This window comes from Siminovitchia fordii DSM 16014 = CIP 108821, from assembly GCF_000374565.1.
Lineage (GTDB): Bacteria > Bacillota > Bacilli > Bacillales > Bacillaceae_C > Siminovitchia > Siminovitchia fordii.
Window position 1 is genome coordinate 17610 of sequence record NZ_KB894706.1, and the last position, 14736, is coordinate 32345.

At 42.3% G+C, this 14736-nt stretch carries 14 protein-coding genes; 9 read left to right on the forward strand and 5 right to left on the reverse strand.

Annotated features, from left to right (window positions below; all coding sequences use genetic code 11):
• Nucleotides 1–148: 148 nt before the first annotated feature.
• Nucleotides 149–547 carry a hypothetical protein gene (locus C509_RS0119445; RefSeq protein WP_018708605.1) on the reverse strand — a complete coding sequence of 133 codons (399 nt, stop codon included), beginning with the start codon at nt 545–547 and terminating at the stop codon, nt 149–151.
• A gap of 96 nt (nt 548–643) precedes the next feature.
• Here C509_RS0119445 and C509_RS0119450 point away from each other — a divergent pair, with 96 nt between their 5' ends.
• From C509_RS0119450 to C509_RS0119465, 3 genes are all read left to right on the forward strand, one after another.
• A complete protein-coding gene (locus C509_RS0119450) occupies nt 644–1135 on the forward strand; it encodes a dUTP diphosphatase (protein WP_018708606.1) in 492 nt (163 codons plus the stop codon).
• Nucleotides 1136–1217: 82 nt separating this feature from the next.
• Nucleotides 1218–2303 carry a M42 family metallopeptidase gene (locus tag C509_RS0119455; protein ID WP_018708607.1) on the forward strand — a complete coding sequence of 362 codons (1086 nt, stop codon included), beginning with the start codon at nt 1218–1220 and terminating at the stop codon, nt 2301–2303.
• 864 nt (nt 2304–3167) lie between these two features.
• Nucleotides 3168–3620: a small multi-drug export protein gene (locus C509_RS0119465; RefSeq protein ID WP_018708609.1), complete on the forward strand. Its 453-nt coding sequence runs from the start codon at nt 3168–3170 to the stop codon at nt 3618–3620.
• Between the two features lie 343 nt (nt 3621–3963).
• On the opposite strand, the gene sspI is transcribed toward C509_RS0119465, so the two are convergent.
• A complete protein-coding gene (gene sspI / locus C509_RS0119470) occupies nt 3964–4176 on the reverse strand; it encodes a small acid-soluble spore protein SspI (RefSeq protein ID WP_018708610.1) in 213 nt (70 codons plus the stop codon).
• Nucleotides 4177–4276: 100 nt separating this feature from the next.
• Here sspI and C509_RS0119475 point away from each other — a divergent pair, with 100 nt between their 5' ends.
• From C509_RS0119475 to C509_RS0119490, 4 genes are all read left to right on the forward strand, one after another.
• Entirely contained in the window at nt 4277–5035 is a 759-nt protein-coding gene (locus C509_RS0119475; protein WP_018708611.1) for a TrmH family RNA methyltransferase, read from the forward strand.
• Between the two features lie 438 nt (nt 5036–5473).
• Nucleotides 5474–6511, forward strand: coding sequence for a phenylalanine--tRNA ligase subunit alpha (gene pheS, locus C509_RS0119480; RefSeq protein WP_018708612.1), 1038 nt, complete (start codon nt 5474–5476; stop codon nt 6509–6511).
• A 17-nt stretch (nt 6512–6528) separates the two neighbouring features.
• Nucleotides 6529–8943, forward strand: a complete 2415-nt coding sequence (pheT, locus tag C509_RS0119485; protein WP_018708613.1) for a phenylalanine--tRNA ligase subunit beta — start codon at nt 6529–6531, stop codon at nt 8941–8943.
• A 203-nt stretch (nt 8944–9146) separates the two neighbouring features.
• The gene (locus tag C509_RS0119490; protein WP_018708614.1) at nt 9147–10004 is read left to right on the forward strand and encodes a cytochrome c oxidase assembly protein; all 858 of its coding nucleotides are present in this window, start codon (nt 9147–9149) and stop codon (nt 10002–10004) included.
• 37 nt (nt 10005–10041) lie between these two features.
• Here C509_RS0119490 and C509_RS0119495 read toward each other — a convergent pair whose 3' ends face one another.
• Together C509_RS0119495 and C509_RS0119500 are read right to left on the reverse strand one after the other, a co-directional pair.
• Complete coding sequence (locus C509_RS0119495) at nt 10042–10833, reverse strand: NRDE family protein (RefSeq protein ID WP_018708615.1); 792 nt, start codon at nt 10831–10833, stop codon at nt 10042–10044.
• The gene (locus tag C509_RS0119500) at nt 10826–12190 is read right to left on the reverse strand and encodes an MFS transporter (protein WP_018708616.1); all 1365 of its coding nucleotides are present in this window, start codon (nt 12188–12190) and stop codon (nt 10826–10828) included. The genes C509_RS0119495 and C509_RS0119500 overlap by 8 nt, the downstream gene beginning before the upstream one ends.
• Before the next feature lie 112 nt (nt 12191–12302).
• Here C509_RS0119500 and C509_RS0119505 point away from each other — a divergent pair, with 112 nt between their 5' ends.
• Entirely contained in the window at nt 12303–12848 is a 546-nt protein-coding gene (locus C509_RS0119505) for a hypothetical protein (protein WP_018708617.1), read from the forward strand.
• Nucleotides 12849–13385: 537 nt separating this feature from the next.
• On the opposite strand, the gene rnhC is transcribed toward C509_RS0119505, so the two are convergent.
• Nucleotides 13386–14318, reverse strand: coding sequence for a ribonuclease HIII (rnhC, locus tag C509_RS0119515; RefSeq protein ID WP_018708619.1), 933 nt, complete (start codon nt 14316–14318; stop codon nt 13386–13388).
• Nucleotides 14319–14462: 144 nt separating this feature from the next.
• Between rnhC and zapA the strand changes: the two genes are divergently transcribed.
• Nucleotides 14463–14729: a cell division protein ZapA gene (gene zapA / locus C509_RS0119520; protein WP_186322516.1), complete on the forward strand. Its 267-nt coding sequence runs from the start codon at nt 14463–14465 to the stop codon at nt 14727–14729.
• Nucleotides 14730–14736 lie beyond the last annotated feature (7 nt).

Consider the following 14736-nt stretch of genomic DNA (forward strand, 5'->3'; position numbering starts at 1 on the left):
AATGGGCATGGAAAAAGGAGGCAATAACTAAAGAATGTCATTGTAATAGGAAAAGGATAGATGAAACAGGGAGTACTGCTGTTCACCTATTCACTTTTTCCTTTTTAAAAGTACCTTATTGCTTGTAAGTTTTTCAAACAGGCTTTAGTTATTTTTCCTTCTTCCTGTTTCTCTCAATCAGTTCTTTGATAGGGCTTTTCCAGTCAATAACTGCATTGGGATACCTGAGTTTGACCTCATTTTCAATGAATAGGAAATCTTCGTAGCTCAGTCCTTGCAGCAAGTCGGTGTTATGTGGAAAGATAAAAATGGAAACGACTTCAAAAGCGCGGTCTGTTGTCCCTAAATATTTTTCCCCTTCAAACATGACTCCTTCATAAGTGATCAAAAAGTTTTTCCTAATATTGTCCGGGTTATCATAAAAGAAGAAGTGCTTCTGTTCATGGGCACTTTCCAATTTTCTTTTCGGATCCAGTATAAACTTGACGGCTATATAAATAAGGTAAATAATTAAAGCTAAAATGACGAATCTAAATAATAAGATCATGTTGAGACCTCCAATATAACATCTACCCACCATACGGATGAAGGCGATAAAAGGTTTCAATTTTGTTATAATTTTTTTATGGAGGTGTGATAAATAATGACATTACAGGAATGGTTTGCCATGCAGCATGAATTGGACCATTACATAGAAAAAGAACATGGGCTGGACGGGGAAGATCTATTTGAAAAAAAGATTTTGGCCCTGCTCGTTGAAATTGGAGAATTGGCGAATGAAACGAGATGTTTTAAGTTTTGGAGTAAGAAGCCCCCGTCTCCACGTGAAGATATTTTAGAAGAGTTTGTGGATGGTGTCCATTTCATATTATCTCTTGGACTTGAACTTGGTTTTTCAGATCGTGAGTATTCTCTCGTCTCCCATGAAGCCAACGAAGATTTGGACCGTAGCTTTTTAAAAATATACAGACTGGCAAATGACTTCCGTCAGTCTAAGGATGCCGGGGATTTCGAAGAGCTTTTCCGCCAATACATTGTTTTAGGACAGACATTGGGCTTTACGCTTGATGAAGTTCAGGAAGCGTATAAAAAGAAAAACGACGTGAATTTCAAACGCCAGCAAAACGGATATTGATCCAATCAGCAGTTTCTTGTGCAAGTTTCCATTATCGAGTATAGAATCAAAGAGAATAATAATCAGAAGTGAGGGATGATTGATGCAAAAACTCGATGAAACTTTAACAATGTTAAAAGATTTGACAGATGCCAAAGGCATACCCGGCAATGAACAAGAGCCGCGCAGTGTTATGAAAAAGTACATAGAACCGTACGCAGACGAGATTGAAACGGACGGCTTGGGCAGCTTAATCGCATTAAAATCGGGTGATGCAAACGGCCCTAAAATCATGATTGCTGGACATCTGGATGAAGTGGGATTCATGATTACACGAATTGATGACAAAGGATTCCTTCGCTTTCAAACGGTTGGTGGATGGTGGAGCCAGGTCATGCTTGCCCAACGGGTGACAATTGTTACGAAAAAGGGTGACATTACCGGAGTCATCGGGTCTAAACCGCCCCATATCTTGTCAGCTGAAGCGAGGAAAAAGCCGGTTGAAATCAAAGACATGTTCATAGATATCGGAGCATCAAGCAAGGAAGAAGCACAGGAGTGGGGTGTGCGTCCTGGCGACATGGCCGTCCCATACTTTGAGTTCACTTTAATGAACGATGAAAAAATGATGCTTGCAAAAGCTTGGGATAATCGGATCGGCTGTGCCATTGCTATTGATGTCCTTAAAAATTTAAAAGGTGAAGATCACCCTAATAGGGTGTTTGGTGTAGGAACTGTCCAAGAGGAAGTAGGGCTGAGGGGAGCCAAGACAGCTGCCAATAAAGTAAAACCAGATATTGCTTTTGCTGTGGATGTCGGAGTTGCAGGCGATACCCCAGGCATCTCAGATAAAGAGGCGCAGGCAAAAATGGGGGAGGGTCCACAAATCATGCTGTATGATGCCTCAATGGTTTCGCATAAAGGCCTGCGTGATTTCGTAACAGGAATAGCGGACGAATTGGACATACCATATCAGTTTGATGCCATGCCGGGCGGTGGAACCGATGCAGGCTCCACGCATCTGGCCGGTGAAGGAGCCCCATCATTGGCCATTACGATTGCTACGCGTTACATCCATACGCATGCAGCTTTACTACACCGTGATGACTACGAAAATGCAGTGAAACTCATTACCGAAGTGGTAAAGCGGCTGGATAAAGATACAATGGAAAAAATCATATTTGATTAATACCGAAAAAATTAAATACGCTGATAAAAAAGTACATCACTTTTACCTAGTGGTGTACTTTTTTTGGCATTTAAACAATCGACATCAAGAGACCGATTACGAATTTTTGGGGTTTCGGGGATCAGGGTACATTCAACAAGAATTATCGGACGAAGGGGTAACCAATAAAGGTTCATAGCGCCCAAAAAGGAGGAAAAAGCATTCATAATGGTCACCAATAAAGGTTAATAGTGCCCAAAAAGGAGGAAAAAGCGCTCTAATGGTCACCAATAAAGGTTAATAGTGCCCAAAAAGGAGAAAAAAGTGTTCAAAGGGTAACCAATAAAGGTTAATAGTACCCGAAAAGGAGAAAAAAGTGCTTTAATGGTCACCAATAAAGGTTAATAGTGCCCGAAAAGGAGAAAAAAGCGCTCTAATGGTCACCAATAAAGGTTAATAGTGCCCGAAAAGGAGAAAAAAGTGCTCTAATGGTCACCAATAAAGGTTAATAGTGCCCAAAAAGGAGAAAAAAGTGCTCTAATGGTCACCAATAAAGGTTAATAGTACCCGAAAAGGAGAAAAAAGTGCTCTAATGGTAACCAATAAAGGTAAATAGTGCCCGAAAAGGAGAAAAAAGCGCTCTAAGGGTAACGAATAAAGATTCATAGTGTCCAAAAACGAGAAAAGACGTCTCTGATGGTAACCAAGAAAAGTCATGGTTAAGTCGATTGGGTTACCCTCCCAAAGACGCCATTTTGGGATAGTCCGATTCCTGTAAATGATGAAATACATACAAAAGAGTTCCAAGTTTCCAGCTTTTATCTTTTCATAAAAACAATTTTCCTGTATGGTCTAATAAGAATATAGATAAAAGGAAGTTTTGGTATGGGGAATGTTTGGGAATATATAGTTGTTTTTCTACTGGCGGGGGTGCCATGGATTGAGTTAGCTGCTGTGATTCCAATTGCCATTATTCGTGGTTTGCAGCCGGTTCTTGTCATCATTTTGGGGTTTTCTGGAAATTTATTAACAGCGTTATTGGTCATCTATTTATTTGAACCTATTAAAAATTACCTTTTTAGAAAAAGAGGGGATTCAAAAGAAAGCGGTAAACGTGAGGAACGGGCAAAAAGAATATGGAACAAATACGGATTGCCGGGTCTCGCATTGCTTGGCCCTGTTCTAATCGGGATCCATATCGCGGCATTTATCGGATTGTCCCTCGGAGCCGGAAAAAACTGGACGCTCCTTTGGGTGACGATCAGCTTGTTCATTTGGTCAATTGTTTTGGGGACAGCAGCCCATTATGGAGTGGAAGCATTTAAAGTATTTCTTTAAGGCTGATAGCTGTTAGTATGACTTTTTAAACATGGGGTCCCATTTCCAAAAAAATTTGGGTATTCCACGCTTTCCATTTTTGTGTGATCAGGTCGAAGATGCCTGTCCTTTTCGGTCTGTTCTCCTCAAGAGCAAGATAAGAAAAAAGACGCGCCATTAATGGGGGAATCGGATGAATGTTTCGATACAGCTAATTGGATTTGTGGCAGCTTATGCTCGCTTCCATTCTTAACGACAGCTCTAAAACCCTTTCATGATTAAGGCGGGTATCCGACAATAGCTGTGTGTGGAAACATAGTCGTACCTTTTAGAGAATAAAAAAAGCGGACGGTCACGCCGCCGCTTATGCCTGCTTTAATCCATTTTCAAGTGTATCGAGCATCATGCTTTTCTTCTGCTCATCCGCATTCTGCCAGATCACTTCGAAAAGCACACCCAATCCAGGCAAATACTTTTCCTCGCCTTTTTGCATGGCATCTACAATCGTATCCTCCAGTTGTTCCTGATTATTATCGGAAACATTATGAATAACTGCTCGTCTGATATTAATATCCATTCTCTTGGCTCCTTTTCAAAGATTCTTTCGTTAGCTTTTCGCAAATTAGCTGAATTATGTATAATGAAAAAAGAAACGCCCGAAAGGAATTGGATTATTCATGGAAGAACTTCAATCAGCTAAAAATGTGCGGGTCAAAGAATGGAAAAAGCTGCTTACTAAAAAAGGCCGGGATCAATCCGGCAAATATATGTTAGAAGGAGCCCATTTGGTCGAAGAGGCTTTGAAAACAAATGAAATTGTCGAGATAATGGTTCAGCACAATTTTACAGCCATTAAGATCGAACAATTGAGAGAGTTTCCGGTCACGTTGATATCTGCAGAAATCAGCCAATCTATTTCAGCAACTGAAACACCCCAGGGGATTTTTGCCGTTTGTAAAAAAAGAGACGTTGGATTGGATCTGGCTATTCATAGAAAATTGCTGCTTCTTGACGGGGTACAGGATCCCGGCAATATTGGAACGATGATCCGGACAGCAGATGCGGCAGGAATCGATGCAGTCATTTTCGGTGAAGGGACCGGGGATCTCTATAACCCTAAAGTGTTGCGGTCAGCGCAGGGGAGTCATTTTCACTTGAAAGTGGTTGGTGGAAAATTATCGGAATGGATAAAACAACTTAAAGCGGCAGATATTCCAGTCTATGGGTCTGCAATCGAAAATGGTGAACCTTTTATAAATGTCCCATCTTCGGATTCATTCGCTTTAATTGTAGGTAATGAAGGAGCGGGAGTGGACAGTGCAATTCTTCGCCAGACGGACAAAAATTTATATATTCCGCTCTATGGACAGAGTGAATCCCTCAATGTTGCAGTAGCTGCCGGCATATTGCTTTATCATTTGCAAAAACCCATTTGAAATTATTGTTTGGAACGACTATAATGTGATTATCTAAATATAGTGAATGACTATGATGGAGAAAAGTAGCCGGAGGACGCTTACAGGGAGAAAGTGCCATGACTGCAAGCACTTTTAGTTGGAAATCCGGGCGAAGTTCACCTCCTGAGTCGGCATCGGGACCGAAGTTCCGGGAATTGTGGATTTCGTAAAGATGCACCGGCCTTGCCGTTATAACAATGAAGTGAACATGAAAATGTTTATAAGGGTGGTACCGCGACCATTGCCTCGTCCCTTTTTGGGGGCGGGGTTTTTTTATTTTCAATTTCAGTACCCACCCCTGCGAGGCGACAAGCGCTAGAGAAATGTCTCAACGGAGGCTTGGCTTGTGTTAGTCGAGGCTTAACAGGGATTCTCACGGATCAATTATATTTTAAGTAAATGAAGGAGGATATATAAATGGAGCAAAAGTTAAAAGAACTGGAACTGCAGGCTCTGGAAGAAGTTAAAGCTTCTTCCGACTTAAAAGAGCTGAACCGAGTACGTGTCGCTTATCTTGGAAAAAAAGGGCCGATTACAGAAGTATTGCGGGGAATGGGAAAACTCTCAGCCGAAGAGCGTCCCAAAATGGGAGCACTCGCCAATATGATCAGAGAGATGATTGCGAAGGCGATTGAAAATAAACACAAGCAACTTGAAGATGAGGCTGTTTCAAAGAAACTGGAGGCAGAAACGATTGATGTAACGCTTCCTGGCAGGCCTATTGCAACTGGAAACCGTCATCCGCTCACTAAAATCATCGAGGAGATCGAGGATCTGTTCATCGGGATGGGATATAAAATTGCAGAAGGCCCAGAAGTTGAACATGATTATTATAACTTCGAAGCTTTGAATTTGCCGAAGGGACATCCAGCCCGCGATATGCAGGATTCCTTTTATATTACAGAAGAAATTTTAATGCGCACTCATACATCGCCGGTCCAGGCCAGAACGATGGAGAAGCATGAAGGAAAAGGTCCTGTTAAAATTATCTGCCCTGGTAAGGTATATCGGCGCGACAATGATGATGCGACTCACTCCCATCAGTTCATGCAGATTGAAGGCCTTGTCATCGATGAGAATATCACAATGGGTGATTTGAAAGGGACGCTTGAAGTGTTCGCGAAGAAAGTTTTCGGTGCCGACCGTGAAATCCGTCTGCGCCCAAGCTTCTTCCCGTTTACAGAGCCTTCTGTTGAAATGGATATTTCCTGTAAAATTTGTCACGGAGATGGCTGCCGGGTATGTAAGCACACTGGCTGGATCGAAGTCTTGGGTGCAGGAATGGTTCATCCGAACGTTTTGGAAATGGCCGGTTTTGATTCAAAAAAATATACAGGTTTCGCTTTTGGAATGGGGCCTGACCGCATCGCCATGCTGAAATATGGAATTGATGATATTCGCCACTTCTATACGAATGATATCCGGTTCCTTAAACAATTTGCTGTTCAAGAATAATTCGGGAGGTTACGCACATGTTGGTTTCATATAAATGGCTGCAGGAATACGTCAACTTGAATGATGTATCCGCAGCGGAATTGGCTGAGAAGATAACAAGAAGCGGTATTGAAGTAGATGGGGTTGTACAATTAAGCGAAGGGGTTAAAGATGTTGTTGTTGGTGAAGTGCTTGATTGTAACCAGCATCCCCAAGCTGATAAATTGAAAATATGCAAAGTTGATATTGGAGAAGGCGAGCCCGTCCAAATCATTTGTGGGGCTCCTAACGTGGCAAAGGGCCAAAAAGTGCCTGTAGCGAAAGCAGGTGCTGTCCTTCCAGGCAATTTTAAAATCAAAAGAGCCAAATTGCGTGGTGAGGAATCAAACGGAATGATTTGCTCACTCCAGGAACTTGGCATTGAAGGAAAGCTTGTTCCAAAGGAATTTGCTGAAGGAATTTATGTATTTCCTGCTGATGCAGAAGTCGGTTCAAATGCTTTGTCACTGTTGAACATGGACGATGAGGTACTGGAGCTTGATCTGACTCCTAACCGCGCGGATGCACTTAGTATGATCGGAGTAGCTTATGAAGCAGCAGCTATTTTGGATGAATCGGTTCAATTACCGGAAATCGCCTATGAATCCGCCAAAGAAAAAGCTTCGGATTATATTTCCGTAAAAGTGGAGGCTTCAAAAGAAAACCCTCTTTATACAGCTAAGGTCATAAAAAATGTGAAAATCGGGCCTTCTCCTCTTTGGATGCAGGGGCGCTTGATGTCAGCAGGAATTAGACCTCATAACAATGTCGTCGATATCACGAACTATATTTTACTTGAATACGGCCAGCCACTTCATGCTTTTGACTATGACCGGTTTGGTTCAAAAGAAGTGGTTATCCGTATGGCAAAAGAAGGGGAGAAAATCACTACGCTCGATGACACGGAACGTACATTGACTTCCGACCAGCTTGTCATCACAAATGGATCAGTTCCTGTAGCACTCGCGGGTGTGATGGGGGGAGCGGATTCAGAGGTGAGCGATGATACAACAACGATCCTGTTGGAGTCCGCTTATTTTACAGGCGGTTCAATAAGGAGTACTTCTAAGTATCATGGGTTAAGAAGTGAAGCGAGCAGCCGATATGAAAAAGGCGTCGATCCGGACAGAGTAAGGCCGGCAGCAGAGCGCGCAGCCCAGCTGATTGCAAAATATGCTGGCGGGGAAGTGCTTGAAGGACTTGTGGAAGACGACCAGTTAACGATCGAACCTGCAGTAGTTACTATCTCTTTGGAAAAAATCAATCGTGTTCTCGGGACTGGTATCACTTCAGCGGAGGTTGTCAGCATCTTCAATAGACTGCAATTCGAAGTGACGGTTGAAGAGGATGTATTTACTGTATCTGTGCCAACCCGCAGGGGAGATATTACCATTGAAGAGGACTTGATCGAAGAGGTTGCAAGGCTGTATGGATATGATCTGCTTCCGAAGACATTGCCGAGAGGAGAAGCGACACCCGGCGGTCTGAGCAAATTACAGGAGAAGCGCAGAACAGCAAGGGGCTTTCTTGAAGGAGCCGGCATGTTCCAAGCGATTACTTACTCTTTGACTAGTGAAGAAAAGGCATCCTTGTTCTCAATTGAAAAACGCCCGCCCGTCCAACTTGCCATGCCTATGAGCGAGGAGCGGAGCCGCCTGAGGTTAAGCCTTGTTCCCCAAATGCTTGAAGCGATATCTTACAATGTTGCCAGGAAAAATAATTCAGTGGCACTATACGAAATCGGATCCGTCTTTTTGAATGAAGGAGAAGGCAAGCAGCCAGAAGAACGTGAGCATATTGCTGGAGCCGTTACCGGATTATGGGTGGACAATGCCTGGCAAGGAGAGAAAAAGCCTGTTGACTTTTTTGTCGTAAAGGGAATTTTGGAAGGCTTATTTAAAAAGCTTGGAATTGAGAAAGATATCGTTTGGCAGGCCGTTCAAATGGATGGTATGCATCCAGGGCGTACTGCGGAAGTTTTGTTGTGCGGTGAAGTCATAGGTTTCGCCGGTCAAGTCCATCCGAACCTGCAAAAAGACCTTGACTTGAAAGACACATATGTATTTGAAATTCAGGCAGAGCCGGTATTTGATTACAAACTTCCTGAATTGCGCTATGTTCCGATTCCTCGTTATCCATCGATTGCGCGCGACATTGCACTCGTTGTAGATAAAGATGTCAATGCAGCAACGCTCGAGTCAATCATTAAAGATTCCGGCAAAAAACTACTGAGGGACGTCCACGTGTTTGACTTATATGAAGGACAGAATATGGAAGAGGGCAAAAAGTCCATTGCCTTCTCCTTGACCTACGCTGATCCTGAAAGGACACTAACGGATGAGGAAGTCACAAATATCCATGAAAAAGTATTGGCTGCCCTGAAAGAAAAATCTGGTGCAGAGTTACGCAGTTAATGTATTCTTTTTTATGATAAACAAAAGATATATTTTAGAAAAAGGCTGGGGCTTCAATCCCGGTCTTTTTCATTCGAATTTATCATGATTAAAGGGAGACGTTTTCTGGAAATGTGATAGAATGTCCTTATAACCTGTTTCATCCTGATTGGATAAAATGAACGGCATTATGGCCATCCATGAAAGGGGGAGGAGGAATAACTGTGAACCTGGATGTTTTCTCCAGCTATACTTGGTATGAGATGTGGAGCCCGATCACTTTAATAATCATTGTGCTGGCTTCTGTCATTTATGCAAGAAAAATAATATATTCTTCCAATTATAAAGTTACAAAAAAACAAATGGCCTATTTTTATACAGCTGCAGTTTCTTTATATATAGTTAAGGGCAGTCCATTAAAAATTGCTTCTGAACATTTTTCTTTCAGCGCCCATGTAATCGAGGTCATGACAGTACTGTTCATTGTACTGCCATTGTTTATTTTAAGCATGCCTCCCCAGTGGGCAAGACAATATTTTTGGAATCATAAGCTGAAATTTACGATTAAGCTGCTTGGACATCCGTGGATGGCAGCCTTGTTGTTTAACGGAGTGTTAACAGCTTATTTTGCACCGCAAATATTCAACTACATTCAACAAAATCCAGTTTTTTCAATCATCAGCCAGGCTTTTCTTCTAATCACTGGTTTCCTGATGTGGTGGACAATTATCATGCCGTTGCCAGAAATCAGCAAATTCTCGTATTTTACCAGGGTGGCATATATCTTTCTGAACGCTGTTTTATTGATGCCAATCGGTATTTTTCTTCTGGTAGGTATAAGCGAGGCACATTATCCGTTGTATGCGGCGGTGGCTGGTGAACTGATTCCTTCGCTGTCGGCAGTTTATGACCAGCAGCTTGGAGGCGGTATATTGAAAGCCATTCAGCTGACAAGCTACGGGATTGCTCTCTTTTATCTTATTGGAAACTGGAGTAAGAAAGAAGATGAACGTGAAGGCCAGATTGATGATGAGAATATTCGGGTTGTGCAAGGTGTCGTGATTCATTTACCGAAAAAATAACGAAGCTGCTTTGGCTTAATACGCCAATAGCAGCTTTTTAGCTTTTCTCCAGCATAAATGTGAATTCTTTTTCTTGGTTCCCATTGAGGGAAACTGTTCTTTCGATAAAGCGGACATTTCGTTTTTGGTCGATTGTAACAACGGTTGAACAGCGTGTTCCATAATCGGAGCTTTTAATGAAAATTGAAGATAAGGTCTTTTCAAGCTTCAGTGGAATCCCGGTTTTCGGCAATTTTTCTTCAGGTGCAGGTTCATCGTCGGCAAGGATTGTAAAAAGACTTTTATGGTCCACGCCATTGGCAAGAAGTTGTTTGATCTGATGTTTGCCCTTTACGACTTTTGGCCAAGGGGTATCAAGTTGGTCATTGCTCAGCCCGTAAATTCCAGGACCCAATTTTTTAATCTGGTTTCCGGTATTAGAGTAATACAAAAGGGTATCCGCATCTGCAACAAATAAATTAAACCCTTTGTAGTCTAATCTTTCTTGCTGAAGATTTTTTAAAAATTCAACCGGGCTTTCGTCTCCTGCTAAAAAATCACGAACAATATGTCCCCTTGATTTTTTATCCGTTTTATCAAATTCTGAGGGGTTTCTGTAATTGGTCAGAGCAGCAAATCTGCCGGTCCGGGTAATGCCCATCCAAGTACCCATTTGCTCCAGATCCCTGCCAGCCAAAATGGAAGGATGGTCATCCCAATAATGCGCAGCCTTGGAGGGCCGTTTGTAAAACTCGTCACGATTCGCTGCTGTGATCAGATGATAATCCGGGTGGCAACGAAAAGCAACAAAGATAATGCACATAATATCTCCCCGTTCATTTTTATTCATTCATATCCTTTAACTTCTTTTGGCCTGGAAGCCTGATGGAAAGAAAGAATACCAAAAGGCAGAAAACAAGGCAGATCATCGCAACATTGTGGAGGTGCTGAATATCAAGATGGCGGTTAAAAGCCAGACCCAGTAAACTGGATGATAAGATGGAACCCAAATATCGGCTTGTTTGGAAGAGCCCCGATGCCGATCCTGTATCCTCCGGTTTTACATGCTCATATAAAGCTGTCTGCATCGAGATATTACTAAATCCATTGCTCATTCCCAAAACGGCCATGATGATCAGCAGCCATAGAAGGGACGATGTTTCATGTAATGTAAGCAGAAGGGCTGTTCCGGAAAAAAGGATCACGGAACCCGTAATAAGTGCTGGTTTTGGTCCGTGGCGATCAATCAGTCTGCCGACAAACGGCGATACAATGACGCCGAATCCCGCCAAAGCGAGCATAATTAAACCGGTATTACCGGGGCTGTAATGTTTAACCTGCTGTAAGAAAGTCGGAAAACCGAAGAAGTAACAATAATAAACAAGGTTTATAGTGATAAACTGCAAATAAACCAGCGTTACGTTCTTGTTCTTTTTAAGACCTATGACATCAATAAAAGGTTCCGTCTGTCTTTTCTCATAGTAGTAGAAACTGACGGACGTAATGATAAAGACAATGAATGCCCACCAATGAACCTGAGTATCCAAAGAGAGAAGAAACAGAATCAGGCCAATCACTGCAATGATAAACAATGTGATACCAACAAAGTCGATACGAGCCAGTTCAAATTTCCCTTGTCTTTTATCAGGTAAAATAAAAATGGCCATAAGAAAAGAGACAATGATAAAAGGAAAGTTTACAATGAAAATAGATGGCCAATCCCATGAATCAATTAAAAGTCCACCAATGGATGGGCCGAAGGCTGCGGAAGTTGATGCAAAAATCGAAAGCGTTGCCAAGGCTTTCGCCTGTCCTTTCGTGATGCTTGTCCGGACAATGCTCATTCCACTCGGGAATAGTGTTGAACTGCCAATCGCCTGGAGCGCCCGGCATCCAAGCAAAAAAGGAAAGTTTGGTGAGAACGGTGCCAGCATTGAAGCGGCTGCTACTGTAATAAGACCTGCTAAAAACATTCTTTTCGGACCGAACATATCGCTTAATTTTCCCATAACAGGCTGGCCGGCCGCGCTGGCAAGATAAAAAACTGAAATCAGCCAGGAAGCATCGGCAAATGTGAGCTCGAACTCCTGCTGCATCCTGGTCAATGCCACAGAAATCATGGACGAATTCAATGGGTTCAATAATGTACCGAGACCGATGGTTAAAACAAGAACCCATGATTTATGCGAATTTTTTGTTCCTGTCATTACAATCACCTGATTCTTCTGATCCGTTGCGTTAAGGACATGCTAACGATTTATCTTAGGATAGTCAATTGATTGGCATTTTTAGACATTTTAAGTCGAAAGGTCGATAAGCATGAAAAAGAACCGCCTCCCTGTCTATTTATTTTTGTTTTTTATTGCTGTTATAGCTTTTTCCATGTACGGACGATCAGAGATTAAAAACTTTCCTGAAGGGAAGGTGACGAGTTACCAACACAGCATGAAAGCAAGTATGATGGATATTTTAAATTACATTCCTATAGAGCAAATAGAAAAAGAAAAGGTCATGTCAAAAGATCAATCAGTCATTTTTTTGAAAAAAACTGATCGTATCCTTTCTAGTTATACGGAGCTAAGGGAGATCTCATCCATCTATATGAATCCGGATGAGTCAATTTTAAACACTCAATCCATACTTGAAATTCTTTATGTTTCATTTAGTCAGTTAGAAGAGGATAAAACGAACACGATAAAGCTGACAGATGGACAGGCCGGCTACATCTCAGATGTATATCGATTTTTCTCCGATGTCCATCATATAGATATCTTAAATTTGGAATTGGATGAATCATTGGAGGAGATGGAAAAGGTGGCGGAAAAGTATCCGAATCTTAGCCGTCGGATAGAGGGATTGAAGTGAAAAGACTCTTATTGATTACAATCATATTGTTTTTGACCGCTTGTTCCCGTCCAAACGACAACAGGAACAAATGGATCATCATCAAGAAGAAAATCAGCCGGCAACCTGAAGGGTAACGGACGTCCGACTCGCCGAACGGCTGCAAATTCCATGGTCAATTACGAAAAAAGGCTCTACATTTTATATAAGTAAACTAAAAACTAAATGGAACAATTGCTGCGGCAGAAATCAAATCCGGTGAGGTGAAACGGGATCCAGTCGCATTGAATAAGCCCTTATTTACCGAAGGCGAAGGGGGCCTGTAGGCTTTGAACTAGGTGTGCCATCCTTGCCATCATTGAGAGAAGCGCTTTCCGGTCGATGGCGGTGCTGCTGCCCGGTATGGTGATTTGTCCACATTCCGTTCATTGAATGAATCTACCGGATAAAGGCAGTACGGGAACACACACAAACGGGCAGTCCACCCCGGATTCGTTAATCCAAAATGGACTTGAACACCCCTATTCCTTCTCAACTCCAACTCTCAGCCCCAACTGCCTATATCCCTGCAATCTTTTTTGCTTTACCGGTATTGGCAAAGTGTAATTTTGTAAACTCATTTAATGCCGCTGCGCCTCTTCCTTTGATAAGTCTCGCAGCAGCCTGATCTACCTTGGCTCCTGCCCCCTTTGGAATTGTAAACCCTGCATTTTTGCTTAAATCTTCAAAAGAACGGATAAAAGCGTAGCGCGCCAGAATAGATGCGGCAGCAACAGCCAAATGAATGCTTTCCGCCTTCGTGCTGAAATAAATTTTTTCTCTCTGAACTTTTTTTTGCCCTTTCAAGTGCTTGTAATAGACAGGTGCTTGAGCAAATTGGTCGACTAGAATGGCATCCGGCTTTTCGGGTGAGATCTTTTCAAGCAAATGATTATGTGTCTGGTTGTGCAGGATGGCTGTCATTTTCCCCTGTGTCATGCCTGATGCTTGCAGTTTATTGTATTTTGGATTATTTAGTTTTAATAGGCTATATGGCAAAAAAGGTAGCAGATCCTTTGCTATTATGACGATTTGTGAGTCCGTCAAATTCTTTGAATCTTTAACGCCGAGCTCTTTTAGAAGTGGAATTTGATCGGCTTTTACATAAGCTGCCGCTACGATGAGAGGCCCAAAATAATCCCCTTTGCCCACCTCGTCTGAACCGATGACCGACATTGTCGAGATGTTATCCGGAAGTGGCATTCCAGATACCTTCGGCGAAGCGGTGCTTGTTGCCTGATTCAAGTCCGATATGCCCCATTTTTTTACTTCTTCTTCGCTTCCGGCTCCCTGGAACATGACTTTCCCCGATTTATAGGAAGTGATGACACAACTGTCTTTCCTTGCGAGAAAAATACTTCCAGGAGGGTTTTTTTCGGAAAGATATGGCCGGTAATGTTCTTTCATCTTTTTAATTTCCTCAATAGTTGTTTGAATTACGGTGTTTGCCATAAGACAGCATCCTCCTGACACCTATACTTTGACTTCATTCAGTATAATGATTCCCATCTTTTTTCATTCGTGATATGATATAAGATAGGATTTTTGGCATGTGTAAAAAGAATTTTTTAAAGCTTTACAAGAAGAAATGGAGGCATGACTTTGTCGTCAAGTGAAAAGACCCGCACTCCAGTTACAATCTATGGGCAACATTATATCATTACAGGGACAGAGACGTCAGCGCATATGAGACTGGTAGCTGAGCTTGTTGATGAAAAAATGCGGGAAATCCGATCGGTGAACCCAAATCTTGATACTAGCAAGCTGGCCGTACTGACGGCTGTCAATGCTGTCCATGAGCAAATCAGACTTCAAGAGCGCCTGGAGCATCTGGAACAAGAGCTTTCGCGTTTAAAGGAATGAAATACGT

Excerpts from the sequence above, each read along its gene's own strand:
- rnhC (WP_018708619.1), bottom strand. The coding sequence starts at position 14,318 with ATGGCAAACACCGTAATTCAAACAACTATTGAGGAAATTAAAAAGATG.
- pheS (WP_018708612.1), top strand. The coding sequence starts at position 5,474 with ATGGAGCAAAAGTTAAAAGAACTGGAACTGCAGGCTCTGGAAGAAGTT.
- C509_RS0119495 (WP_018708615.1), bottom strand. The coding sequence starts at position 10,833 with ATGAATAAAAATGAACGGGGAGATATTATGTGCATTATCTTTGTTGCT.
- C509_RS0119500 (WP_018708616.1), bottom strand. The coding sequence starts at position 12,190 with ATGACAGGAACAAAAAATTCGCATAAATCATGGGTTCTTGTTTTAACC.
- C509_RS0119450 (WP_018708606.1), top strand. The coding sequence starts at position 644 with ATGACATTACAGGAATGGTTTGCCATGCAGCATGAATTGGACCATTAC.
- pheT (WP_018708613.1), top strand. The coding sequence starts at position 6,529 with ATGTTGGTTTCATATAAATGGCTGCAGGAATACGTCAACTTGAATGAT.
- C509_RS0119505 (WP_018708617.1), top strand. The coding sequence starts at position 12,303 with ATGAAAAAGAACCGCCTCCCTGTCTATTTATTTTTGTTTTTTATTGCT.
- C509_RS0119465 (WP_018708609.1), top strand. The coding sequence starts at position 3,168 with ATGGGGAATGTTTGGGAATATATAGTTGTTTTTCTACTGGCGGGGGTG.
- C509_RS0119445 (WP_018708605.1), bottom strand. The coding sequence starts at position 547 with ATGATCTTATTATTTAGATTCGTCATTTTAGCTTTAATTATTTACCTT.
- zapA (WP_186322516.1), top strand. The coding sequence starts at position 14,463 with ATGACTTTGTCGTCAAGTGAAAAGACCCGCACTCCAGTTACAATCTAT.
- C509_RS0119475 (WP_018708611.1), top strand. The coding sequence starts at position 4,277 with ATGGAAGAACTTCAATCAGCTAAAAATGTGCGGGTCAAAGAATGGAAA.
- sspI (WP_018708610.1), bottom strand. The coding sequence starts at position 4,176 with ATGGATATTAATATCAGACGAGCAGTTATTCATAATGTTTCCGATAAT.
- C509_RS0119455 (WP_018708607.1), top strand. The coding sequence starts at position 1,218 with ATGCAAAAACTCGATGAAACTTTAACAATGTTAAAAGATTTGACAGAT.